This window comes from Rhodococcus sp. 06-470-2 (assembly GCF_002258235.1).
GTDB lineage: Bacteria > Actinomycetota > Actinomycetes > Mycobacteriales > Mycobacteriaceae > Rhodococcoides.
The window spans coordinates 18,124-45,038 of the sequence record NZ_NOYB01000032.1; the positions used below are offsets into that span (position 1 = coordinate 18,124).

At 65.3% G+C, this 26,915-nt stretch carries 1 protein-coding gene; it reads right to left on the bottom strand.

All coding sequences use genetic code 11. The annotated features are described in order from the left end of the window. Positions 1 to 82: 82 nt before the first annotated feature. On the bottom strand, positions 83 to 26,857 hold the full coding sequence (locus CH276_RS15840; protein ID WP_094629968.1) for a non-ribosomal peptide synthetase: 26,775 nt from the start codon (positions 26,855 to 26,857) through the stop codon (positions 83 to 85). Between the last annotated feature and the right edge of the window lie 58 nt (positions 26,858 to 26,915).

Sequence of the window (26,915 nt, forward strand, 5' to 3'; positions counted from 1 at the left end):
GTTATTCGCCTTCGGCGGCATTCGTGCCGAATGCCGATGGTATTCGCAGATGTGCTCTTCGACGTGAAGAACACACCAATCGTTATTCGGGTGTATTTCCGAGATGAGAATCGACGACAGGCCCGATCACGTCGGCAGCGTCCGCATTGGTCATCTCGTTGTGGAAAACGTCGACATCGTGGATGACGATATCTCCTGTGACATACGGCCGCCATTCCTGCGGGGATCGAACAATTCCATCGCTGGCGCCCTTCGTTGCCGAGAAGAACAAAACATCTCCGTCGAAGACGTCCGGGATGAACTCGGCCATCATTCGAGTCGAGTTCTCGAATCCCGCATTGATACGACGGAGGTGATCGGCGGAGACGCCGGTCGTCTGCCCCAACGACTCGTCGAGCAGTTCGACCCCCCGTTCGTAGGTCAGTGGCTCTGTCGACGCCTGAGCCGACAGGTCGAGCCCCAATCCGGCGAGCAGATTCTCGACGCTCAACGCTCCCTCGGCTTGTTCGCCGTCGTGTCCGTCGACGTAGCTGTCGAGGAGAGCAAGGGTGGCGACGTCGCTGCCGGTGCTGCGCAGTTCCACCGCTATCGCATGAGCCAGCGAGCCGCCGAGCGACCACCCCAGAAGGTGGTACGGACCGACCGGCTGGACGGCGCGGATCTCGTCCGCGTACCGGTGGGCGAGATCGCGAATGGATCCGAAGCTCGACCCTTCCACGATGCTCGGCAGCTGCAGGCCGTACACGGGACGGTCGTCGCTCAGGTGTGAGACGAGACCGGCGTATCCCCATGACAATCCGATTCCCGGGTGGACACAGAACAACGGGGCCTTGGACCCGCTGCCGCGCAGCGGAATCACGACTCCGAACACAGAATCGAGGTCGGCGCCTCCCGCGTCGGCATCCGCGGCGACCCGCGCGGCCAACCCTGCCGGCGTCGGATCGACGAACAGTGCCTGCAGCGGCACCCGAACCCCGATGGCGTTCTCGATGGCAGGCACGATCTTCGTGGCCACCAGCGACGTTCCGCCCAACTCGAAGAAGTTGTCGTCCATGCCGACCCGTTCGACCCCGAGAACCTGAGCGAACGCGTCGGCGATCGCGGCTTCGACATCGGTGCCCGGTGCCCGGTACGGAGTTGTCGACACGGTCAGCTCGGGAACCGGCAGCGCCCGTCGATCGAGCTTGCCCACCGGAGTGAGCGGAATGTCGTCGAGCTCGATGATCGCCGACGGAACCATGTGCCGCGGGAGCACTTTGGCCACGCGATCGCGAAGTGCCTCGGTGTCGACCGATTCGCCGTCGGCCGCGAGAACGTAGGACACGAGGACGGTGTCGCCGGACGCAGCCGTGTGACCGATCGTGGCGGCGAATCCGACCTGTTCGTGCTCGGTGAGAGCGGAGTCGATCTCGCCGAGTTCGATACGGAAACCGCGCACCTTGACCTGGAAGTCACTGCGCCCGACGAACTCGACGGCCCCGGCACTGCCCCAGCGCACGACGTCGCCCGTTCGATACATCCGATCGCCCGGAGTGCCGAAGGGATCGGCGACGAAACGCTCGGATGTCAGTCCGAAACGACCGAGGTATCCGCGGGCGGTGCCTGGACCGGCGATGTAGAGCTCGCCCGACACTCCGGCCGGGACCGGTCGGAGTCGTGCGTCGAGCACCACGAACCGGAATCCGGTTCCCGGCTTGCCGACATCCACTGTGCCACCGGGCATTAGAGGTCCGCCGACGCTTGCCTGGATCGTGGTTTCGGTCGGACCGTAGCCGTTGAACATCGTGCGGCCCGGTGCCCATTTCGCCACCAGCTCGGGAGTGCAGGCCTCGCCGCCGACCGCGAGGACCCGAACGGTGCCCAGACGTGTCTCGTCGATCGACGACAGCGCCGCCGGCGTCAGGAACGCATGCGTGACGTGTTCGGATTCGAGCAGGTCGGCCAAGTCGCCGCCGCCGAAGACTCCCGGCGGCACGATGACGACGGTGGCACCGACGCCGAACGCCATCGTCAGCTCGTAGATCGATGCGTCGAAACTCGGCGACGCGATGTGCGAAACACGCGAATCCCGAGTGGGGCGGAATCGCTCGATCACCTCGGCCTGGAGGTTGGCCAGGCCACGGTGCCGTACCGCAACGCCCTTCGGCCGACCGGTCGAGCCCGAGGTGTAGATCAGGTAGGCCGGGTGGTCGATGTGCAGGGTGGCCGTGCGATCGGCATCGGTCACCGCGTCCGCCGGATAGCGAGATAGCTCCGCGGAGGTTTCCGGATCGTCCAGAACCAGCCACGGGACCGTGTCGGGCAGCGAAGCCCTGTTATCGATGTCGGTCAGACCCATTGCGGAATGGGAATCTTCGAGCATGTGCGCGATTCGGTCCGCCGGGTAGTTCGGATCGACAGGCAGGAACGCGGCACCGGTCTTCGCCACAGCCCACACCGACAGCACCGACTCGATCGACCGAGGCAGCGCCAACGCGACGAACGTTTCGGGACCGACCCCGTAGTCGATCAGCATCCGAGCGATCCGGTTGGACCAGCTGTCGAGATCGGCGTAGGACAGGCTGATGCCTCGGTAGGTCACGGCCACTGCGTACGGATCGAGCGCGACCGCCGCCGCGAGCAACTCCGGCCACGTCCGAACTGCCGCGTCGGCGTTTCCTCGCGCAGGCACCAACGTGCGCTGCTCGTCGGCACCCAGAAGTTCGATGTCTCCGACCACCGCGTGTCGGTCGCGTCCGACGGCATCGAGAACTCGGATCAGTCGCGCCGCGATGGCCTCGACGCTGGACGCGTCGAACAACGACGTGGCGTAGTCGAATGCGGCCTCGAAGCCGGACGGACGCCCCTGGTCGTCGAAGGTCTCGGACAGCAGCAATTGCAGATCCTGCTTGGCCACCGGAACGTCGAAGTCGAAGCCTTCGACGCGTAGGTTCGGCAGCTCGAGCGAGGCCTTCTCGTTGTTCTGGAACGACAGCGCGACCTGTGACAGCGGAGCGTACGCCGTCGATCGCGTGGGATTGAGAACCTCGACGATTCTCTCGAAGGGCATTTCGGTGTGATCGAACGCGTCGAGGTCGTGTGTCTTGACCTGGTTCAGCAGATCGTCGAACGTCGCGGACTCGTCCACTCGGCTGCGCAGCACGAGCGTGTTGACGAACATGCCCACGAGGTCGTCGAGCGCCGCGTCACCGCGCCCGGCCACCGGGGTTGTGATCGCGATGTCGTCGGTGCCGCTCAGTCGTGCCAGAACGACCGCGAACGCGGCGTGCAGAACCATGAACATGCTGACGTTCTGTTCGCGCGTGATGGCGACGAGGGCGCGATGGATGTCGGCATCGACGGTGAAGCGGACTCGGCCGCCGCGGAAGTCCTGAGTGGTCGGCCTCGGTCGGTCCGTCGGCAACGGCAACAGATCGGGAAGACCCGCGAGCGCTGTGGACCAGTGCTCGAGCTGAGCCGCAGCCACACTCGACGCGTCCTGCTCGTCACCCAGCAGCGAACGCTGCCAGATCGTGTAGTCGGCGTACTGGACGGGCAGCGGCTGCCAGCTCGGTGCGTGACCGGCACTGCGCGCCGAGTAGGCGAGCACGACGTCGCGAGCGAGAGGTGCCATCGACGCGCCGTCGGCGGCGATGTGGTGCACCACCATGGCGAGTACGAAGACGGGATCCTCCGACGCGTCGTTGTCGGCGTCGAGCACCTCGAACAGCTCGACGTGCACCGGGATCTCGGTGGTCACGTCGAATCCTCGACCGGCCAACAGAGCCACGCGATCGGTGAGAACAGCGGCATCGATCCGTTCGGATTCGACCGCGGGCGCGACCTCGGCAGCCGGGTGCACGAGCTGCACGGGGAACTCGGGGCCGTCGGGGAAGGTCGTGCGCAGGGACTCGTGGCGCCCCAGAACATCGACCACCGCGTCGGCCAGCGCAGCGGTGTCGAGCCGTCCGGTCAGTTTGACGACCAACGGCACGTTGTACGCCGCCGACGAGGTGTCGAACTGGTTGATGAACCACATCCGCTGCTGAGCGAGCGAGAGCGGAATGTGCTCCGGACGCGTCGCCGCAACGAGGGCCGGCCGCTGCGTACGTGGGTCGGCCGAGCCGACTGCGCTCGCCAGACCCGACACCGTCGGGGTCTCGAAGATCGTGCGGACCCCGATCGATGTACCGAATTCGGCATTGACGCGAGCGATCACTCGCGTTGCGCTGAGAGAGTCGCCACCGAGCTCGAAGAAGCCGTCGTCCGCACCGACTCGACCCACCTCGAGGATCTCGGCGAAGACCGCCGCGACCGTCAGCTCGGCAGGCGTGCTCGGCTCGCGGTACGACGTGGCCGTGCCGAACTCCGGTACCGGAAGTGCTGCGCGGTCGAGCTTGCCTACCGGTGTGAGCGGAATCGACTCGAGCACGATGATGGCGCTCGGAACCATGTGCGACGGCAGCGCGGCGGCGAGATGATCGCGCAGAACGGCCGTGTCGAAGGTATCGACCGTCTCGGTCGGGTCGTCCCCCGTCAGGCGAACGTAGGCCACGAGAACGGTGGCACCGGTCGGCCCGGGAGTTCCGAATGTCGCCGCGAAGTCGACCGCCGGATGAGCAGAGAGCGCTGCGTCGATCTCACCGAGTTCGATGCGGAAGCCACGGACCTTGACCTGGGAGTCGCTGCGACCGACGTACTCGATGGTCAGATCCGGCGACCAGCGCACCACGTCTCCGGTGCGGTACATGCGCGCACCGGGAGCACCGAACGGATCGGCGACGAATCGTTCGGCCGTCAACCCCATCCGATCGTGGTAGCCGCGGGCCAATCCGACGCCCGCGAGATACAGCTCACCCACCACCCCGATGGGAACCGGCTGCAGTCGCGAGTCCAGAACCACCTCGTACACACCCCGTACCGGTCCGCCGATCGAGACCGGCTCGCCGGCCACCATCGGTGCACTGATGTTGGACATGATCGTGGCCTCGGTCGGTCCGTACCCGTTGAACAGGTTGCGGCCCGGAGCCCACTTGGTGACCAACTCGGCCGGGACCGCCTCGCCGCCGACGACCACGTCGGCGAACGTGTCGAGCCCCGAGGGATCGACAGAGGCGAGGGCGGACGGGGTGATGAAGCCGTGAGTGACCGATTCCTCGGCCAGCAACGATGCCAGCTCGGCTCCGCCGTACACGGTGGGCGGAACGATCACCATCGTGGCTCCGACGCCGAACGCGAGCAGGTACTCGAGCACGGACGCATCGAAGCTGGGCGACGAAACATGGAGTGTGCGTGAGTCCTTCGTGACTCGATAGCGCTCGCGTTGCTCGGTAGCGAAGTTGTCGAGGCCGGAGTGGGTGACCACGACCCCCTTAGGAACACCCGTCGAACCCGACGTGTAGATGGTGTACGCGGCACTCGAGAGGGTTACGCGACCGTGGCGTTCGTCGTCGGCGATGGGCTCGTCGCTCACCGCGTTCGGGCCATCGGTGGCGAGGTCGTCCAGAACGATCCACGGCACGGTCGACGGCAGATCGTCGAGGTGACTGCGGGTGGTGACACCGAAGGACGCTCCGGAGTCGGCCAGCATGTGCTCGATGCGATCGGCCGGGTAGTTCGGATCGACCGGCACGAACGCGGCACCGGACTTGGCGACGGCCCAGACGGTCAGCACCGACTCGATGGATCGTGCGATTCCGAGCGCCACGAACGTCTCGGTACGAACACCGTGACCGAGCAGGATGCGGGCGAGACGGTTCGACTGTCGATCCAGCTCGCGGTACGTCAGCTCGCCGTCGACGCTGCGTACCGCGACGGCATCCGGGTCGACGGCAGCTGCGTCGGAGAAGATCTCCGGCAGCAACCGAGTCGATCGGCCTTCGAGTCCGAATACCGGTGCCAGCGAACCGAGTTCGGCATCGGCGAGCAGACTGAGTCGAGCCAGCGGCTGCTGCTCGTCGGCCAGTACCGCATCGAGTACCCGCTCGACCCGATCGACGATCGCGTGCACGTCCTCGATCTCGAACAGTTCGGGCAGGTACTTGGCCTTGAGGTTCAAGCGCTCGTCCACCGACGACACCAGGGTGAGCGGGTAGTGCGCGGCATCGGTTCCGAGGATGTCGGTCACCTGCATGCCGGCGAAATCCGTTGCCGCAGAAGCTCCGGCGCGATCGACCGGGTACGACTCGAACACGGTGAGCGTGTCGAATGCGACGCCGGCACCGGCTGCGCGCTGGATGTCGGTCAGACCGAGGTAGTGGTGGTCGAGCAGTGCTGCCTGTTCGGCCTGCACGCGATCGACCAGAGCACCCAGAGTCTCGGCCCGATCGAGCGTGACCCGAACGGGCAGTGTGTTGATGAACAGCCCGATCATGCCTTCGATGCCAGGGACCTCGGGCGGCCGACCCGACACCGTGGCACCGAAGACGACGTCTTCGCGTCCGGTCAGAATGGCGAGCACGATGCCCCACGCGGTCTGAACAAGGGTGTTCAGAGTCGAACCGCGGCGCGCTGCGAAATCGCGCAGTGCCGCTGTGGTCTCGATCGACAACGACCTTTCCGTCTCGCTCGAGACGGTGGACAACTGTCGGCCCCGATCACCGGTGACCAGCAGTGTCGGCTCCTCGACACCCGCCATCGCGCTGACCCACTGCGCCGTGGAGATGGCGACGTCGCGTTGCCGCATCCACGCGAGGTAGTCCCGGTACGCGGGCACACGCGGCAGCATCGAATCGTCGGACTCGGTGACGTAGAGCGTGATCAGTTCCTTGACGACCAGAGGCGTCGACCAACCGTCGAGCAAGATGTGGTGGTTGGTCAGCAACAGTCGCCAGTGATCGTCGGCGAGGGTGATCAGCGTGAATCGAAGCAGCGGCGCCGAGTCCATCTCGAACCGCACACCGCGATCGGCGGCGAGCACGGCCTCGAGCGCGGAGTCGACGTCGGCCTCGCCGCGTAGATCGACCTCGGCCCAGGGAACCGTCACCGAATTCTGCACGATCTGCAGGGATTCGCCGGCGCTGTTGTGCACGAACGCTGCTCGTAAGTTCGGATGGCGAGAGACGAGCTTGTTCACGGCGGAGTGCATCCGCTCGGCATAGACGACGCCACGCAGCTCGAGGCCGAGCTGCACCATGTAGGCGTCGACGCCCGCAGTGTCACTGCCGACCTCGCCGGCGAGGCGCGCGTGGAACAGCAAGCCGGCCTGCAGCGGCGACAGCGACCACACGTCGTCGAGGTCGGGGAACTGCTGCTCGAGCACCTCGATGGAGCGCTGATCGATGTCCACCAGCTCGAGGTCGGACGGGGTCAAGCCTCCCGCACCCTGCACCGAGGCGTGCTCGGTGATCGCGGTCAGCGCCTGCGTCCACAGTTCGATCAACCGATCGACCTCGTCGGAATCGAGGATGCCCGCCGGGAACGCGAAGGTGGCGTCGAGCTGCGGACCGTCGGGCGTCGAGGTGGTGACGGCGTTGATGTCCAGCGCAGCCGGCACGGGCATGTCCGGATTCTGCGCGTCGCCGAGCTCGGCATCGGCGACGGGAATCCAACCAACGTCGGCCATGCCTTCGGTGGAGCCGGTCGAGAATCGTCCGAGGTAGTTGAAACTGACCTGAGGCGCGGCGAAACCGGAAAGCGCCTCGGTTCCAGCCGAATCGAGGTACCGCAACATGCCGTAGCCGATTCCGTGATCCGGGATCTCGAGCAGCTGTTCCTTGACCGCCTTGATCAGTGCACCGGCGGAGTCGCCACCCGACAACGCGTCGGCGACGTCCACCGAACCGAGGTCGAGTCGCACGGGGAAGATCGTGGTGAACCAGCCGACGGTTCTGCCGAGATCGGCTCCGGGAACCACGGCGTCTTCACGGCCGTGGCCTTCGAGCGTGATCAGGGCGCTGCTGACAGCGGCTCCCCGTTCACGACGCCACGCGGTCAGTGCCAACGCCAAGCCGGCCAGGAGGCCGTCGTTGACGCTGCCACGGAAGACGTTCGGCACCGTGGTCAGCAAGCGCTCGGTCACCTCGACGGGAAGTGATGTGCGGATGCGCTGCACGGTGGCGTCGACGTCGATGCGCTTGTCGAGTGGTCGCGAACCGATTGTCGGATCGGCACCGCTCAGAATGCGCTGCCACAGCCCGATCTCGTCGGCGCGGCTCGCCGTGACCTCGGCCAAACCGGTGGACCACCGCCGCATCGATGTGCCGATCGGTGCCAGCGCAGGCGCGTCGCCGGCGATGATCTGGCTCCATGCCGTTGCGAGATCCGGCACGAGGATGCGCCAGGACACGCCGTCGATCACGAGGTGATGCGCGACGACGAGCAGTCGGCCGGACCCGTTCGGGCCCTGAAACCACACCATCTGAACCATGACGCCGTCGGCTGGGATCAGTCGATCTGCTGCGGCGTCGAGCTCCGTTGCGGCGCGGGAAGAGAATGCGGCACCGTCCACGGAATCGACCGAGACCGCATGGATGACCGACGCGGCGGACACGGTGCCGATCGGAGATACTTCCTCGTGCCAGATGCCGTCGGCATCCTGGTACAGCCTCGACCGGAGCATGTCGTGACGATCGAGCACCGCCTGGACGGTGCGCTCGAGCGTCTCGGTCTCGATGCCGACCGGAAGCTGAAGCAGGGCGGTCTGGGTGTAGCGGCCGAAGTCGGTGCTGCGGTCCAGCATCCAGCGAACGACGGGTGTCAGAGGCAGCGAGCCGACTCCCCCACCGTCGAGCTCTTCCAGCACGACGGCGTCGCCCCCGAGAACGACGACCTCGGCCAGCGCCGCAACGGTCTTGCGCTCGAAGATGTCGCGCGGAGCCAGGACCAGACCGGCCGCCTTGGCGCGTGAGACCAGCTGGATGGACATGATGCTGTCGCCGCCGAGCGCGAAGAACGAGTCGTCGACGCCGACGGTGTCGAGGCCGAGCACGTCGGCGAACAATCCGGCAAGGATCGACTCGACTTCGGTTGCAGGCAAACGGCTTTCGGTCACGTTGGCCGAGAAGTCCGGAGCCGGCAGTGCACGGCGATCGAGCTTTCCGTTGGCAGTGAGCGGCAGCTCGTCCAGCACTATCAGCGCAGCCGGAACCATGTAGGACGTCAGCGAGTGCCCGACGAAATCCAGAACGGCGGAGTGGTCGAGGGTTCGACCCGCCTCGGCGACGACATATCCGATCAGGCGATCACCGGATCCGTCGTCACGGACCGAGACCACGGAGGCCGCGACACCGTCGTACGCCAGCAGAGCACTCTCGATCTCGCCGAGCTCGATGCGGAAGCCGTGCAACTGCACCTGCATGTCACTGCGGCCCAGGTATTCCAGTGCACCGTCGCGATTCCATCGCGCGGTGTCGCCGGTGCGGTACATCCGGGCACCGGGGTCTCCGGACGGATCGGCGACGAAACGGGTGGCAGACAGCCCGGCCCGGCCGAGGTAACCGCGAGAGAGCTGTGCCCCCGAGACGTACATTTCACCGGTCACACCCGGCGGCACCGGATTGAGACGGGTGTCGAGAACCGCGACGTGCAGCGCGGGAATCGCCTGACCGATGACGCTGGCCGAGGCCGAGGCGGCGAACTGTTCGGTCAGGGCCAGGTGACTCACGTGGACGGTCGTCTCGGTGATGCCGTACATGTTGACCAGAGTCGGAGCGGATTCGTCGTGCCGGGCGTACCAGCGAGCCAACTGACCGAGATCGAGTGCTTCTCCGCCGAAGATCACGTACCGCAGCGACAGATCGGAGTCCGCGGTTCCGGCGAGGTTTCCGGTCGCAACTCGATCCGCTTCCGCGAACTGGTAAAACGCCGTCGGTGTCTGGTTGAGAACCGTGACCTTCTCGCGTACCAGCAACTCGCGGAACAGCTCCGGGGAGCGCGCGGTGTAGTAGTCGACGACGACGAGTGTTCCGCCGTGCAGCAGCGGTCCCCACAGCTCCCATACCGAGAAGTCGAACGCATACGAGTGGAACATCGTCCAGACGTCGCGATCGTCGAAATCGAAGAGATCGGCTGTGTTCGCGAACAGCGTCGCCACGTTGCGGTGCGCGATCTGCACGCCCTTGGGGCGACCGGTACTGCCCGAGGTGTAGATGACGTACGCGATCGAATCCGCGCTGGTGCCACCCGAGCGGTCCGCATCGGTCAGCGGGGCACCCGACATGACGTCCAGTTCGGCGATCAGCTCGGGCGAATCGATCTCGAGGACATCGAGATCCGAGGCGGGCACTGCCGCACTGTCGGCAACCGTGGAGATCACACAGACGGGCGAGGCGTCCTCGAGCATGAACGCGAGCCGATCCGCTGGGTAGGACACGTCGATCGGAAGGTAGCCTCCACCGGACTTGATCACCGCGAGCAGAGCGACGATCAGCTGCTCGTTGCGCGGCATCGCGACCGCCACGAGCGATTCCGATGTCACACCGCGCTGGACCAGAAGCCGCGCGAGTCGGCTCGACCGGTCGTCCAACTCGGCGTAAGTCAGCGTGTGATCGCCGAAGACGACCGCACGCGAGTCGGGGTATCGCGCTGCTGCGGTGGCGAATCGATCGGCCAATGTCGCGTCGGATGCCACGAGACCTGCGTGGTTCCACTCACCCGTCATGGCATCGAGCTCACCCGGGAGCAAGAGGTCGATGTCGCCGACTGCGCGCTCGGGATCGGTTGTCACCGAGGCGAGCACAGCACCGAATCGTGCCGAGAACTCCTGGACGGACGATTCCTCGAACAGATCGACCGCGTAGGTGATCGCGGCGGTCATCCCGGCCGGCGCACCGGACTCGTCGTACTGCTCGGCGACGGTCAGCTGCAGATCGAACTTCGCGACGTGCGCGTCGATGTCGACGGCCTCGACCGTGAGCTCCGGTAGTTCGAGCGCGGCCGAGGTGTTGTTCTGGAATTCGACCAGCACCTGGAACAGCGGCGAACGGTCCGTCGAACGCGCGGGATCGAGAACGTCGACCAGTCGCTCGAACGGAACATCGGTGTTGTCGAACGCCGCCAGATCTGCTGTGCGGGTGGCACGGAGCAGATCGTTGAACGAGAGCCCCGGTGTCACCTGGGTACGCAGAACCAGCGTGCCGACGAACATGCCGATCAGATCGTCGAGCGCGGCCTCGCCTCGACCGGCGATCGGCGTTCCGACGGCGATGTCCTCGGTGCCGCTGATGCGTGCCATCAGAATCGACCATGCCGCGTGCACGGCCATGAAGACGGTCGCCTCGTTGGTGCGCGCCGACTCGACCAGTGCCGAATGGGTTGCTCGGTCGATCTCGAACCGAACACTGTTGCCGCGCATGGACTGCCGAGTGGGCCGCGGGTGATCGAGCGGCAACGGCAGTACGTCGGGAAGATCCGCGAGAGCGGTCTTCCAGAAATCCAACTGCTGCGCGGCGAGGGACGCGGGATCGGCCTCGTCGCCGAGGACGGTGCGTTGCCAGATCGCGAAGTCCGCGTACTGAACGTCGAGTGGTGCCCACATCGGAGCGCCGGTCGCTACGCGAGAACCGTAGGCAACCATGACATCTCGCGCCAAGGGTGCCATGGAGGCACCGTCGGCGGCGATGTGGTGCACAACGATCGACAGCACGAATTCGTCCGCTGCAACCCGATACAGCACCGCGCGGAACGGTAGATCGGTCGTGACATCGAAACCTGTTGCGGCAGAGGCAGAGATGGCCGACACGATCTCGTCGGCGGCCAGATCGACGACGGCGAGATCGGTTCTCACCGTCTGCGCATCGAGGATCTTCTGCTCGGGGCGCTCACCGTGGCTCGGGAACACCGTGCGCAGCGACTCGTGCCGTTCGAGAACGTCCCCGACCGCCGCACTCATCGCGTCGATGTCGAGTCGACCCGTCAGCCGGACCGCAAGCGGGATGTTGTAGGCCGCAGAGTCGACGTCGAATTGGTTGATGAACCACATCCGTTGCTGCGCGAGCGACAACGGAATCGAATCAGGTCGCGGCTTGGCCACGAGTGCGGGACGGCGCTCGGTGCCGGTCGGATCGCTGTGTACGCGCACCGCAAGCGACTCGACAGTGGGAGCCTCGAACAGTGCACGCACGCTGATCGTGGTGTCCAGGGCGGCATTGACCCGAGCGGTGAGTCTGGTGGCGCTGAGCGAGTCCCCACCGAGGTCGAAGAAGCTCGAATCGATTCCGACACCGCCGTCGATCCCCAGTACCTCGCCGAAGATGTCGGCAATGACCTGCTCGGTGTCGTTGCGCGGTGCACGCGAATCGTCCCCGAGATGAAGATCGGGTGCGGGCAGGGCGTTGCGGTCCAGCTTGCCGGCCGGTGTCAGCGGAATCGATTCCAGGGCGACGAAGGCCGTCGGGATCATGTGGGTCGGTAGCGAATTCGACACATGACTGCGCAGAGACGCCGCATCGATCTGCTCGCCGGACCGCGGAAGGACGTAGGCGACGAGAATGGTGTTACCGGCCGGACCGTCGACACCGACGGTGGTCGCGAACTCGACGGAAGGATCATCGGTCAGGACGGCGTCGATCTCGCCCAGTTCGATGCGGAAACCGCGCACCTTGACCTGGAAGTCGCTGCGCCCGACGTATTCGAGCGTTCCCGACTCGGTCCACCGGACGACATCGCCGGTGCGGTACATCCGCGCACCCGGCTCGCCGAAGGGATTCGCCACGAAACGCTCGGCCGTCAGGCCGAATCGGCAGTGATAACCCCGGGCGAGCGCCGGACCGGCGAGATAGAGCTCACCCGCAACACCGACGGGTACCGGGTGCAGTCGCGAGTCGAGGACGACCTCGCTGAACCCGATTGTCGGCGAACCGATGTCGATCGTCGAATCGATATGCAGCTGATCGCTGACGGACGAGAAGATGGTCGCTTCGGTCGGACCGTACGCGTTGAACATCCGGCGGCCCGGTGCCCAGCGGGCGACGAGTTCCGGAGGACAGACGTCGCCACCGGTCGCGACGACTCGCAGCTCCGTCAGGCCGTCCGGATCCACCGATGCAAGCGCGGCTGGGGTGACGAACGCATGCGTCACCTGCTGCGCAGCGAGCAGCTGAGCCAACTCGGCTCCACCGTAGACCGACGTCGGCGCGATGACCATCGTCGCGGCACCGGAGAGCACCATCAGCAGTTCGAGAATCGAGGCATCGAAGCTCGGAGACGCGAACGCCAGAACCCGCGCGTCCGGGGTCACCTCGAAACGAGTGCGCTCCTCCTCCGCCAGGTTCGCCAACCCCCGGTGAGTGACGGTGACGCCCTTGGGCACACCGGTCGAGCCGGAGGTGTAGATCAGGTACGCGACCTGATCGATGTGAATCGGGCGGATTCGGTCGCCGTCGAGAACCGGCGCGGTCGAGTGACCGGCGATGTCGGCGCTCGTGTCGTCGTGATCGAGAACGGTCCACCGGGCGGATCCCAGACCCTCGACGGCTGATGTGTGCGCGGACACGGTCAGGCCGAGCGAGGCGTTCGAGTCGACGAGCATGTGCTCGACGCGATCGCGCGGGTAGTTCGGATCGATCGGCAGGAATGCCGCGCCGGTCTTCGCGATCGCCCAGATTCCGAGTACCGATTCGATGGAACGTGGCAGAGCCAGTGCGACAACGGTTTCCGGACCGGCACCGCGAGCGATCAGCGTTCGGGCGAGAGCCGAGGACTGCGCGTCGAGCTCGGCGTAGTCGACCGTGCGCCCGTCATTCCACAGAGCGGTGCCGTGCAGGTTGCCCGCAGCAGCGGCGGTGAGGATGTCCGGGAGCAGTCGAACTGCTTCGGCAGCCGGCCCCTGGACCGGTGCCAACCGGACCAGTTCGTCGTCGGACAGCAACGACAGGGACCCCACGAGTCGACCGGTGTCGGTGGCAATGGCGTCGAGGACCCGCACGATCCTGTCGACCGTCGCCTCGACGACGCTGTGCTCGAACAACTCCGGCAAGTACTTCGCCTCGATGTGCAGCCGGTCGTCGACCATGGCGACCAAGGTCAGCGGATACTGCGCTGTGTCGCTGCCGTCGTGCACGTCGTGCACCTGCATTCCGGCGAGGTCGGTCTCGGCCGACAATCCCGCGCGGTCCATCGGGTAGGACTCGAACACCGTCAGGGTGTCGAAGGCGACGGCCGGTCCCACCGCACGCTGGATGTCGGTGAGGCCGAGGTAGTGGTGATCGAGCAGAGCGGCCTGTTCGGCCTGCACCCGCTCGAGGTACTCGCCGAGTGTCTCCGACGGATCGAGCACGATCCGCACCGGCAGAGTGTTGATGAACAGACCGACCATGGCCTCGATGTCGGAGACCTCCGGCGGGCGTCCGGACACGGTGGCACCGAACACGACGTCGGAGCGTCCGGTCAGAGTGCCGAGCACGAGGGCCCACGACGCCTGCACCATGGAGTTCATCGTCACGCCACGTACACGAGCGACGCTGCGCAGCCGGTCCGTCTGCTCCACATCGAGCGAGACCAGCGACCGACCTGCCAACGTCGACTCCTGGCGTCGGCTCTCGACCGGCGTCAACAGGGTCGGCTCGGACAAGCCTGCGAGCGCGTCGGTCCACGCGGCCAGTGCCGACGAACGGTCACGCTTCGCCAGCCATGACAGGTAGTCGCGATAGGCGGGAACCCGCGGGAGCACGGTTTCGTCGCCGTCGACCACGTAGAGCGTCAGCAGGTCCTTGAGCAGCAACGGTGTGGACCAACCGTCGAGCAGGATGTGGTGGTTGGTCATCACCAGACGCCACTCGCCGGGCGCCACCGTGATCAGCATGAAGCGCAACAGAGGTGCCTGCGCCATGTTGAATCTGGTGGCGCGATCGTCGTGTTCGATGCGATCGAGCTCGACGGCTCGATCGTCGGCGTCCAGTCCGGTCAGGTCGATCGACGACCAGGGAGCGTCCACGTCGTGGTGAACGATCTGTATGGACTCGCCGTCGTCGTTGTGAACGAAGGCAGTCCGCAGGTTCGCGTGTCTACGCAGGAGCGCTCGGGCAGCACGTCGGAACCGTGCCTCGTCGACGCTTCCGCGCAGCTCCAACACGAGTTGGACGATGTAGGCGTCGACGGACTGATCCGACAGCTCGGCGTGGAACAGCAATCCGGCCTGCAGGGGCGTCATGGACCAGATGTCGTCCAGCGTGGGATAGACCCGTTCGAGGTGGTCGATGGAACTCTGATCGAGCCGCACCAGATCGAGGTCGGACGGCGTGAAGCCACCGGCCCCCGGTCGCTGGGCGAGCTGTGTCAGCGCGGTGAGGGCCTGACGCCACAACTCCGCCAGTTCGGTGACCTCGGCGGCGGCGAGCACCCCGGTGGGGAAAGCGAACGTCGCCTCGAGGCGCGGGCCGGTCGGCGTCGCGGTGGTGACGGCATTGATGTCGAGCACTGCTGCTACCGGTAGATCGGCGTCCTGCGAATCGCCGACACCGGAGTCGTCGACCGGCAGCCAGCCGTGTCCACGCAGCTCGTCCGGAACGTCGGTGCTGTAGCGCCCGAGATAGTTGAAACTGACCTGGGGAGCCGGGAAGTCGCGCAGAGCAGCGGTGCCGTCCTCGTCCAGGTAGCGGAGCATGCCGTAACCGATGCCGTGATCGGGGACCGCCAGCAACTGCTCCTTGACCGTTTTGATCAGTCGTGCTGCGTCGGCACCGCCGGCGAGTGCGTCGTCCAGGTCCAGACCGGCGAGGGTGAGCCTGAGCGGGTAGATCGTGGTGAACCAACCGATGGTCCGGCCCAGATCGGCACCGGGTACCACGTGGTCCTCGCGGCCGTGACCCTCCAGCGAGATGAGAGCGTCGTCCACGGTCACTCCCCGATCACGTCGCCACACCGCCGTGGCGAGCGCGAGTGCGGCGAGCAGACCGTCGTTGACGCTGCCGTGGAACGCATCGGGCAGTGCTGTCAGTAGCCCCTCGGTGACGTCGGTGGACAACGTCATCTCGATCTTGTCCACCGTCCTGTACACGTCGATCTCGCGATCGAGCGCGCGTGATCCGATGAGCGGATCCGGTTGTGCCAGAACGTCGCGCCAGATCACCAGCTCGTCACCGCGGGTGGCGGTGACCTCACGCAACCCGTGCGACCACCGACGCATGGAAGTGCCGACCGGAGCCAGCTCAGGAGTGTTCCCGCCGATGATCTGGGCCCATGCCGACGCGAGGTCCGGAACCAGGATTCGCCAGGACACGCCGTCGATGACCAAGTGGTGGGCGACGACCAGCAGACGGCTCCCCTCGGGGCCGGCGTCGAACCACACCATCTGGATCATCACACCGGAATCGGGTGCCAACCGGCCGACTGCTGCTTCTGCCTCGGCCGTTGCCTGCTTCGAGAACCCTTCTCCCCGAACGGTCGTCGACGCCACGCGGTGCACGACCGAGTTCGCCGCGATCGATCCGGCGGGAAGCACCTCCATCGTGGGGTGCTCACCCCGGTGCAGAACGCCGCGGAGCATGTCGTGGTGATCGAGGACCGTTTGCACGGTTGCCTCGAGCACATCCAGCTCGATATCGACCGGGAGGGTGAGAACCGCCGTCTGCGTGTGCTTGTCGAGGACAGCCGTCCGATCGAGCATCCAGGCGACGATCGGAGTCAGCGGTACGTCACCGACACCGCCACCTGGCAATTCCTCCAGTACGAGAGGTGCAGTGCCGTCTCCGGACGCGACCACCTCGGCCAGTGCCGCAACGGTCTTGTGCTCGAACACATCTCGTGGCGACAGGGACAATCCGGCTGCCTTGGCACGCGAGACCAGCTGAATCGACATGATGCTGTCGCCGCCGAGAGCGAAGAACGAATCGTCGACGCCGACGCGGTCCAGTCGAAGAACCTCGGCGAACAATCCGGCCAACGTCTTCTCGACCGCGTTGTCCGCATCGCGACCGGCCGTGACCTGAGCGGACCAGTCCGGTTCGGGGAGTGCGTTTCGGTCCAGTTTGCCTGCGGGAGTGAGAGGAATGGACTCGAGCATCACGAACGCCGAGGGCACCATATGCGCAGGCAACACCGAACCGGCATGCTCGCGCAACGCATCCGCCTCGACCCCGGCACCGGCCACCGGCAACACATACGACACCAACACCGTTGCCCCAGCAGCACTCTCACGACCGATGGTGACCACGAAATCGACACCCGGCACCGCAGCCAACACCGAATCGATCTCACCCAACTCGATCCGGAAACCACGCACCTTCACCTGGAAATCGCTACGCCCCACATACTCCAACGCACCCGAAGCATTCCACCGCACCACATCACCGGTGCGATACATCCGCGAACCCGCACCACCGAACGGATTGGCCACGAACCGCTCCGCCGTCAAACCCAACCGCGCGTGATACCCACGAGCCAACGCCGGACCCGCCAGATACAACTCACCCACCACACCCACCGGCACCGGATTCAACCGCGAATCCAACACCACCTCCGCGAAACCGATCGTCGGCGAACCGATATCGACCGACTCCCCCACCACCAACGCCGACGAGATCGACGAGAAAATCGTCGCCTCCGTCGGACCGTACGCATTGAACATCCGCCGACCCGGCGCCCACCGCGCCACCAACTCCGGCGCACACACATCACCACCGGTCACCACCACCTCGACCGACTCCAACCCCACCGGATCCACCGACGCCAACGCCGCAGGCGTGACGAACGCATGAGAGACCCGCTCCTGCGCCAACAACGACGCCAACTCCACCCCACCGAACACCAACGGCGGAGCAATCACCATCGTCGCCCCACCCGAGAACGCCAACACGAACTCGAGAATCGAGGCATCGAAACTCGGCGACGCAAACGCCAACACCCGCGACGACGGACCCACACCGAACCGAACCCGCTCCTCGGCAGCCAAGTTCCCCACACCACGATGAGTGACCACCACACCCTTGGGCACACCCGTCGAACCCGACGTATAGATCAGATACGCCGCATCATCGAGCCGCAACACACCCGAACGCTCGGCATCCAACACCGGAGCAGACGACCGAAACGCCAGATCCGCCACCACATCGGCATCATCGAGCACCACCCACGACACCCCACCCACACCCGACAACACACCCACATCGGCACCCAACGTCACACCCACCACAGCACCCGAATCGACCAACATGTGCTCGATCCGATCCACCGGATACTTCGGATCCACCGGCAAGAACGCACCACCGGCCTTCGCCACCGCCCACACCGCCACCACGGACTCCACCGACCGCGACAACGCCAACGCCACGAACGACCCCGGACCCACCCCACACGACATCAACATCCGCGCCAACCGCGACGACGCCGCATCCAACTCACCATACGAAACAGACCGCGACCCCGACACCACCGCAACACCACCGACACCAGCAACACCCACAGCACCAGCCAACAACTCCGGCAACACCACACCCGCCACAGACCGCGGCCCACGAACCGGAGCCAGCGAGTCGTACTCGTTGGCAGACAAGATTTCGATGTCACCGACTCGGATGGACGGCACGGCGGTCACGGCGTCGAGGATTCGTACCAGGCGATCGGCGAGAACTCGGACGGTATCCGCGTCGAACAGTTCTGTGGCGTAACGGAATCCGGCTTCGATGCCGACCGGTGCGCCGGACGCGTCGAATTCCTCCGAGATCGTCAACTGCAGATCGAAGTTGGAAATGTCGTTGGGTAGCTCGATGCTCTCGATCGACAGTCCGGGCAACGTCACGGTCGGTCGGTCGGTCTGCTGGAACTCGAGCATCACCTGGAACAACGGCGCATGGGCAGTCGACCTCGCGGGATCGACCGCGTCCACCACCCGTTCGAACGGGACATCCGAATGCGTGAACGCGGCCAGGTCCACGGAGCGAACGTCCGAGAGCAGGTCCTCGAACCGCATCGAGCCGGGAACCTGAGTGCGCAGAACGAGGGTGTTGACGAACATGCCGACGAGTTCGTCGAGTGCGGCGTCTCCTCGGCCCGAGATCGGCGTTCCGACCGAGATGTCCTCGGTACCCGAGAGTCGGGCCAGCAGTACGGCAAGAGCCGCGTGCACGATCATGAACGAGCTCGAATTGTGTTCGGCGGCAACAGTAGCGAGGCGGGCATGAACCGAGGCGTCGATCTCGAACGTGACGCTGTCGCCGCGCAGGGAAGCCACCGCGGGACGCGGGCGGTCGGTCGGCAGCGTCAGAACCTCGGGGCTGCCGGACAGTGTCTCGACCCAGTAGGCGAGCTGCTTGGCCATCAACGACTCGGGGTCGGACTCCGCGCCGAGGAACCGGCGCTGCCACAGTGCGTAATCGGCATACTGCACCGGCAACGGTTCCTGGCTGGGTGCATGCCCTGCGGCGCGGGCACTGTAGGACACCATCAGGTCGCGGGCCAGCGGGGCGCTCGAGAACCCGTCGGAGGAGATGTGGTGTACCACCATCACGAGCACATGCTCGTTCTCGCTGACCCGAACCAGTCGAACTCGCAGCGGAACATCGGCCACGACGTCGAAGCCCGAGCCGGCGACGTCGGCGATCAACTCCATGACGTGGCGCTCGTCGTTCGCGAGGATCGGAGTCAGATCCGGCAGTGCAGATTCCACGTCGAGGATCGACTGCACCGGAGCGTCGTCGGTCAGCGGGAACATCGTGCGCAGCGACTCGTGTCGACCGAGCACGTCGGCGATGGCCGAGTGCATCGCATCGACATCGAGCGCGCCGCTCAGGCGCATGGCGAACGCGACGTTGTAGGCAGCCGATTCGGTGTCGTACTGATTGATGAACCACATCCGCTGCTGGGCCAGCGACAGGGGCACTGCATCCGGTCGCTCCTGCGGGACCAGCCGAGGGGCGGCTGCAGCGTCGTGCTCACCGAGTTCGATGCCTGCCGACAGCGCTCGCACGGTGGGGGCGTCGAACAGATCCCTGATACCGATATCGGTTCCGAGTGCCGCATTGATTCGCGCGACCAACCGCATCGCGATCAGCGAGTTGCCGCCGATTTCGAAGAAGCTCGACGTGACACTGACCTGGGCCATACCGAGGAGATCGCCGAAAACTCCGGCGACGATCTCCTCGACCGGGTTCTCGGGCCCGAAGAATTCCGATGCAGCGACAGTGAATTCGGGCGCAGGCAATGCCTTCCGGTCGAGCTTGCCGCTGGCGTTGACCGGCAGCGAGTCGAGTACCACCACGTGTGAGGGCACCATGTACCCCGGGAGACGGCGCGCGGCCTCGGCCGTCAGATGCGCGGGATCGACGGCGTGGCCGGGCGCACCGACCACGTAGGCCACGAGGGTCTCACCGGTGTTCGGGTCCTTGTGCACCAGTGCGATCGCCTGTGCGACCGATTCGGATCGAAGGAGAACCGCTTCGATCTCGGGCAATTCGATCCGGAGCCCTCGCAGCTTGACCTGAAAGTCCGTGCGGCCGATGTACTCGAGCTCGCCGTCGGCGCGCCAGCGCACCAGATCACCTGTGCGATAGAGCCTCTCGCCCGGCTCGCCGAACGGATCCGCAACGAAGCGATCCGCTGTCAGGTCGCCTCGGCCGACGTACCCGCGAGCGAGTTGCACACCGGCGAGATACAGCTCGCCGGGAGCACCGATCGGAGCCGGTCGCAACGACGCGTCGAGCACGTACAAACGCGTGTTCCACACCGGTGCGCCGATGGGAATCGAGACGGACTCGCGCCCGGTCACGTGGTAGTAGCTGACGTCGACTGCCGCCTCGGTCGGACCGTAGAGGTTGTGCAGTTCCGCGAGTGAGAACTGCGCGAACTGCGCCGCGGTGGCAGGTGGAAGCGCCTCGCCGCTGCAGAAGACCAGTCGGAGCGAGACACATTCCGCAGCCCGTGCCCCGGCTGCGAACACCGCGAGCATCGACGGCACGAAGTGCGCCGTGGTGATGTGCTCCTGCGCGATGATGCGGGACAGATACACGGGATCGCGGTGTCCGTCGGGTTCGGCCACGACGAGCTTGGCACCGACCTGTAGTGGCCAGAAGAACTCCCACACCGAGACGTCGAACGTCGCCGGAGTCTTCTGCAGAACGGTGTCCGCAGGCTCGAGGTGATATTCGTGCTGCATCCACAGCAGCCGGTTCACGATGGCCGAGTGCGTGACTGCGACACCCTTGGGCCGACCGGTCGAGCCGGAGGTGTAGATGACGTATGCGGTGTTCGAGCCGTGCAGTCTTCCCAGTCGGTCCGAGTCGGTGATCGTGGAGTGGTCGCGATCGGAGACGTCGAGCAGATCGACGGCCAGGACCGGAGTTGCGACCGGGATGTTGATCCAGTCGCGACTGGTGGTGAGGATGCACACGGGCTGGGCGCTGGAGAGGACGTAGGACGACCGCTCGACGGGATGGTCCGGGTCGATCGGTACATAGGCACCACCGGCCTTGACGATCGCGTACATGCCGACGAGCAGATCGATCGACCGGCGAATCGCCAGGCCGACATGGGATTCGGGTGTCACGCCGAGCGAGATGAGATGACGCGCGAGCTGATTCGCGCGTTCGTCCAGTTCGAGATAGGTGATGTGTTCGTCCTCGAACACGAGCGCTGTCGAGTACGGACTGCGCTGTACCTGTCGGTCGAACAGACTGCTGAGCGTCATGTCGGCGCCGCCGGCCGGAATCTGCTGGTGGACCGGAGGTTCGATCAGACGTGCGGTGTCGTTCCACTCGAACAGGACGAGTTCCCGCTCCGCGGCGGACAGAATGTCGATGTCTGCGGTGCGTACGTCCGTCGACGTTCCGATGGTCGACACGATCCGCAGGAAGCGATCGACGAACCGGTCGATGGTTTCGGGATCGAACAGATCCGTGGCGTAGGTGAACGACGCCGACAGTGCACCGGACGGGTCGACGGGCTCCTGATCCACACGCAGCTGTAGATCGAATTTTGCCGTGTCGGTGCCGATCTCCTCGAACCGAACGGTGAGATCGGGCAGCTCCAACGTGACGGCTGCATTGTTCTGGAACTCGAGCAGAACCTGGAACAGCGGCGAGTGGTCGGTCGACCGCACCGGATCGAGTACGTCGACCAGACGCTCGAACGGGATGTCGGTGTTGTCGAAGGCGGCGAGGTCGGAGCGACGAGTGTCGGCGAGCAGATCGGTGAAGGTTTCTTGCGGCTCGACCTGTGTTCGCAGAACGAGGGTACCGACGAACATGCCGACCAGGTCGTCCAGGGCCGCGTCGCCTCGACCGGCGATCGGCGTACCGACAGCGATGTCCTGAGTTCCGCTCAGCCGCGCGAGCAGGAGTGCAAGCGCCGAATGAACAACCATGAACAGGGTCGAGTCATGTTCGGCAGCAACCGAACTCAATCGTGCGGCGACGTCGGCCGGAATCGTGAACGGGGTGACGCTGCCGCGCATCGACTGCCGGATGGGACGCGGACGATCGAGCGGCATCGGCAATACGTCCGGCAGATCCGCCAGAGCCGACTGCCAGAATTCGATCTGCCGCGACGCCACCGAGGTGGAATCGCTCTCGTCGCCGAGAACGGCGTGCTGCCACAACGCGAAATCCGCGTACTGGACGGCGAGTGGCTCCCACACCGGAGCCGAACCGGCGGATCGGGCACCGTAGGCGACCATCACGTCTCGGGCCAGCGGTGCCATCGACGCACCGTCCGCCGCAATGTGGTGGACGACGATGGAGAGTACGAAATCTTCCGAACCGGTCCTGTACAGCACCGCACGGAAGGGAAGATCGACCGTGACGTCGAATCCTGTTGTCGCGGCAGCACGGACGAGCGCATCGACCGAGCCGGCGTCGACGTCGACCACATCGAGGGGCAGCGTCGATCCGGTGACGTCCTCGACCGGTGTGATGACCTGGTTCGGCAGATCGCCCACGGTCGGGAACACGGTGCGCAGCGACTCGTGCCGGGACAGAACGTCGCCGACGGCCGCAGCCATCGCATCGACGTCCAGTCGACCGGTCAGTCGCACGGTGAGCGGGATGTTGTACGCGGGCGAGGACACATCGAACTGGTTGATGAACCACATCCGCTGCTGTGCGAGAGACAGTGGGATCGAATCGGGCCGGTCCACGGCGACGAGCGCCGGACGGCGATGCAGCGATGCGCCCTTGGCCTCGGCGCGTTCGGACAGGGTCCTCACGGTCGGCGCCTCGAAGAGGTCCAGCACCTTGAGATCGGTTCCGAGAGCCGAATTGACCCGAGCGATCAGACGCGTTGCCACGAGGGAGTTTCCGCCGAGATCGAAGAAGCTGTCGGTCACGCCGACCCGGTCGACCTCGAGAACGTCGCGGAACACGGTCGCCACTGCGGCCTCGTACTCCGTTTCCGCGGCCTCGAATGCACCCTGCGAACCGAGTTCGGGTTCGGGGAGTGCGTTTCGGTCCAGTTTGCCTGCGGGAGTGAGAGGAATGGACTCGAGCATCACGAACGCCGAGGGCACCATATGCGCAGGCAACACCGAACCGGCATGCTCGCGCAACGCATCCGCCTCGACCCCGGCACCGGCCACCGGCAACACATACGACACCAACAACGTTGCCCCAGCAGCACTCTCACGACCGATGGTGACCACGAAATCGACACCCGGCACCGCAGCCAACACCGAATCGATCTCACCCAACTCGATCCGGAAACCACGCACCTTCACCTGGAAATCGCTACGCCCCACATACTCCAACGCACCCGAAGCATTCCACCGCACCACATCACCGGTGCGATACATCCGCGAACCCGCACCACCGAACGGATTGGCCACGAACCGCTCCGCCGTCAAACCCAACCGCGCGTGATACCCACGAGCCAACGCCGGACCCGCCAGATACAACTCACCCACCACACCCACCGGCACCGGATTCAACCGCGAATCCAACACCACCTCCGCGAAACCGATCGTCGGCGAACCGATATCGACCGACTCCCCCACCACCAACGCCGACGAGATCGACGAGAAAATCGTCGCCTCCGTCGGACCGTACGCATTGAACATCCGCCGACCCGGCGCCCACCGCGCCACCAACTCCGGCGCACACACATCACCACCGGTCACCACCACCTCGACCGACTCCAACCCCACCGGATCCACCGACGCCAACGCCGCAGGCGTGACGAACGCATGAGAGACCCGCTCCTGCGCCAACAACGACGCCAACTCCACCCCACCGAACACCAACGGCGGAGCAATCACCATCGTCGCCCCACCCGAGAACGCCAACACGAACTCGAGAATCGAGGCATCGAAACTCGGCGACGCAAACGCCAACACCCGCGACGACGGACCCACACCGAACCGAACCCGCTCCTCGGCAGCCAAGTTCCCCACACCACGATGAGTGACCACCACACCCTTGGGCACACCCGTCGAACCCGACGTATAGATCAGATACGCCGCATCATCGAGCCGCAACACACCCGAACGCTCGGCATCCAACACCGGAGCAGACGACCGAAACGCCAGATCCGCCACCACATCGGCATCATCGAGCACCACCCACGACACCCCACCCACACCCGACAACACACCCACATCGGCACCCAACGTCACACCCACCACAGCACCCGAATCGACCAACATGTGCTCGATCCGATCCACCGGATACTTCGGATCCACCGGCAAGAACGCACCACCGGCCTTCGCCACCGCCCACACCGCCACCACGGACTCCACCGACCGCGACAACGCCAACGCCACGAACGACCCCGGACCCACCCCACACGACATCAACATCCGCGCCAACCGCGACGACGCCGCATCCAACTCACCATACGAAACAGACCGCGACCCCGACACCACCGCAACACCACCGACACCAGCAACACCCACAGCACCAGCCAACAACTCCGGCAACACCACACCCGCCACAGACCGCGGCCCCCGAACCGGAGCCAGGCGAGCGCGTTCGGCGGTGGACAGCAGGTCCACATCGCCGATCCTCAGATCCGGCTCGCCGATCACAGCGTCGAGCACGCGTACGAGGCGGCGGGCGAGCTGAGCCATGCTCGCGGCTTCGAACAGTTCTGTGGCGTAGTCGAAAACGACCGCGACATCGTCGGACTCGTCGACGGTGACTACCAGGTCCATGCCAACCCCGTCACGCGGCAGCGCGGACGGACCGAACCGGAGCGCAACCTGGGCAAGGGGGCTGTACGACTCCGAGCTCGGCAGACCGAGGGCCGTGACGACGTCCTCGAAGGACGTCTCCCCGTGCGCCATCGCAGCATCGAAGTCGGTTCCGGACGCATCGACGAAATCGGCGAACGAGTGCCGAACGTCGGGTCGGGACCGCAGCACCACGGTGTTGCCGTCACCCGCAGGCACGGCGATCGACACGTCGTCGGTGTTGGCCAGTCGCGAAAGCAACACGGCGAGAACGGATTCGAGCACCACGAACGGAGTCGTGGAACGTTCGGCGGCCAACCGAGCCACTGCGGACCACGATTCGGATCCGATGGTCACCTCGTGGGATGCGCGAACATGACCGATGCGCGAGGGGCGCGAACGGTCGGTCGGAAGATCGAGGAGATCGGGGGCATCGGCGAGCCGGTCGGTCCAGTAGGCGAGCTGGGCTGCGGCGCGACGTCGACGTTGGCCTTCGCGTGCGCTGTCCGGATGTACGTCGACAACGGCGACATCGGGTCCGGCCGCGATGAAGGATTGCACCATGTCGACGAAACTCGAATGGTGTGCGGTGAGATCGTCGTCGTCGTACCGGTTGGGGTTGGCCCTGAAATCGACGAACGTCCTTGCCGGAGAACCGCTCTGATAGACGTTGACCAGAAGGTCCTCGACAGGACCCGAGGTCACGATGTTGAATTCGCCGACGATCGAGCCGAGTTCGATCTGCTGATGAAACAGCATCATGTTGACCATCGGGCCGGACAGTTGCTTGTCGCTGCCCGAAGCCGCCAGCTCACGCCGAATGTCCTCGATGCTGAAACGCTGGTGCCGCAGGGCCCCCATCAATTCGAGCTGGACCTGCTGAACCAGCTCGCCGACGGTCGCGTCCTGGGGTACATGGATCGGAATGGGTGCGACGTTGACGAGCATCCCACCGGATCGGCGAAGCAGTGCGGTGGTGCGCGCGGACACCGGGATGTTGACCGAGACGTCCTCCCGCCCGGTCATCCGCGAGAGGTAGCAGCCGAAGGCGGCGATGAACACCGCGGCCGCGGTTCCGCCCTTGGTCGCGTCGGACGCTTCGAGCTCGGTGACGACATCGTCGGGTAGAGCGACGCTGCGCAATTTACTGGCGGCGATCGTGCGCCCGGCAGTGTTGGACAGGGTGGCTCCGTCGTGGATGTCCGCGGCGCGAGCGGTCCAGTACTCCTTGTCCGTCTCGAAGCGAGACGACGTCCGGTATTCCTGATCGAGCTCGTAGAGCCGCCGAAGCTCGGCCGCCTTGCTGGGGGCAGGCTCGACGTGTTCGACGGCCGCGGTGTACAAGGCTGCGGTTCGATTGACGAGCGTCATCGCACCGTAACCGTCGAGTGCGACGTGATGAATCTTGCTGTACCAGAGGTTGCGATCGTCCTCGACCTGAATGATCCAGCTCTCGACGAGTGGATCGTGTTCCATGTCGACAGGTTGGACGTAGTTCTCGTCGATCCAGGCCAGCGCAGAGGTCATGGGATCGTCTTCGCCGCGCAGATCCAGGTAGTGCACGGACTGATCGATGGAGTGATCGACCATCTGGACCGGTTCGCCGTCCACCTCGGCCAGTCTCAGGTAGGCGGATTGAAATTCGTGTGCTGCGAGAGCCGACGCGTCCTGGAGAACGGCGATGTCAAGATCGCCGCGGAGGTCGACGTATTGCGCGATACAGACCGGGACGTCAGGAGCCAGCTGTTGAGCGAACCACATGCCACGCTGAGCGGACGACAGCGGGAACCCGTTCTCGAAGCCGGGGCCGGTCGGAGGCGTCTGAGACCCACCGGTGATTGCGGCGCGCATTCAGATGCCCTTCGGCGGCACGGTCACGACGACGAAGGCCGACGTCGAGTCGATCGAC

Excerpts from the sequence above, each read along its gene's own strand:
- CH276_RS15840 (WP_094629968.1), bottom strand. The coding sequence starts at position 26,857 with ATGCGCGCCGCAATCACCGGTGGGTCTCAGACGCCTCCGACCGGCCCC.